The 1,895-nt window shown below is 67.0% G+C and carries 2 pseudogenes; both read left to right on the forward strand.

Annotated features, from left to right (window positions below):
- Positions 1-295: pseudogene (locus HMPREF0975_RS16935) on the forward strand (transposase); the annotation flags it as partial.
- A gap of 254 nt (positions 296-549) precedes the next feature.
- Positions 550-1,234: pseudogene (locus tag HMPREF0975_RS15165) on the forward strand (IS110 family transposase); the annotation flags it as partial.
- Positions 1,235-1,895 lie beyond the last annotated feature (661 nt).

Raw genomic sequence — 1,895 nt, forward strand, 5'->3', positions numbered from 1 at the left:
CGGCGCCGGCACCACCGTCGCCGCACAGCTCGCCGTCACCGCCGGAGGCAACCCCGGACGCATCCACAACGAAGCCGCCTTCGCCCCCATTCCCGCATCCAGCGGTAAAACCACCCGTCATCGCCTCAACCCAGGCGGCGACAGACGAGCCAACGCCGCCCTGCACCGCATCGCCCTGGTACGCCTACGCCACGACCCCACCACCAAGAACTACGCCAACCGACGCACCCAAGAAGGCAAAACCACCAAAGAAATCATCCGCTGCCTCAAACGAGCCATCGCCCGCGAGGTCTACCGCGCCCTGACCCAACCCCCACCAACCGACACCACCAGCACCCTGGCAGCACACCGCAAACGGCACCACCTGACCCAAACCGACGTAGCCCACGCACTGAACACCTACCCCGCCAGAATCTCCGACATCGAAAACCACCGACGCCCACTACCCCAACTCACGCACCGCTACCACCAATACCTCACCACCCTTGACACACAATAGAAGCATCAGGCCTGGGTCGAGTCCACTGACACCTCGTCCCACACCGCCTCAGGTCCCTGCTCAACGACGAGGACCGGCTGCGTGAGGTCTACCAGCGCCTGCAGGCAAAGGGGCAGGTACTGGTGGTGGTCGATCAGCCTGCCACCATCGGGGCTCTGGCGGTGGCGGTGGCTCAGGACATGGGCATCACCGTGGGCTACCTGCCCGGACTGTCGATGCGCCGCATCGCCGACCTGACACCGGGCAGCGCCAAGACCGACGCCAAGGACGCTGCCGTCATCGCCGGCGCGGCCAGAACGATGCCCCACACTCTGCGTGCCATTAGCACCTCGGACGAGGACGCCGCGGCGCTGAGCATGCTGACTGGCTTCGACCTGGACCTGACCCGAGCCGTCAACCAGACCAAGGGCCGGATCCGGGGCCAGTCGTTCACCCAGACCCCGCCCAACCCTCGAGCGGGTGCTGGGGCCCTGGCCGGGCGCACGACGCCGCCTCTGGAGGCCCGTCGCCGCCTGGCCCACCCCAGCCGACCTGAAGCGCGCGGGCAAGGCAAGGATTGACGCCAGGCTCAAGAAGCACGGGTGCAGACGCCACACAACCTGGGCCGGCCAGATCGTCTCGGCCCTGGAACTTCAGAGTGTCACTGTCGCCGGCACCGACGCAGCCGCAACGGTGCTGCCCCACCTGGCCAGGCAGCTCATCGCCCCACGCGCCCAGCGGACCGATGTCGCCACCCAGGCCGGTGACCCTGGCGGGTGGCCCACCCTCATGTGCCAGGTCCTGACCACGCGTGCCCGGGATCAGGGGTCCCGGCCGCAGCCGTCCTTGCTGGCCGAACCCGGCACCTACCACCAGGGACCACCAACAAGGTAACGGGGAATGGGACGCATCCCACGGCGGTGCCTGGGGCCGAGATATGAGTTTTGTGGGCGAAGCCTGCGGATCGAGCGGGTGAAGGTCTATCCTGTGAGCACGTCGGTCATGTCCACGGTCCGGGATTTCCTCTCCTTTGAGGGGCGACCCGCGGTGGGCGGTGGTGATAGGCCTCGAAGAACCCGGGCTCTGTCTCGAGCTCATCGCTCGTCTCCAGCAGGTTTGGCGGCAGCGGCATGGACTCTTTGAAGTACTTGGAGTTCTGCCCGCCGCTGGCGGCCCACACCGCTGGAGGATCCTCAAGGTGTCGTATGAGTACCTGCGGGCTCTGGTCCTGGGCCCCGGTTTCCTGTGACTAAGTGAGCGCTTGGCTGCGGCCACCAGGCGTCGGCGCGCGCCCTCCTGGCTCCAGCCGGTGACTGTGCGATCTCATCGAGGAACTCCCCTTCTTCGAGCTTCGAGGCCTTCGCGTAAGCCCTGGCGTACCTGCCTGTGATCTCGGTCCTGGCCTGCACCAGGCACC

Source organism: Actinomyces sp. oral taxon 849 str. F0330, assembly GCF_000239715.1.
Classification (GTDB): domain Bacteria; phylum Actinomycetota; class Actinomycetes; order Actinomycetales; family Actinomycetaceae; genus Actinomyces; species Actinomyces johnsonii.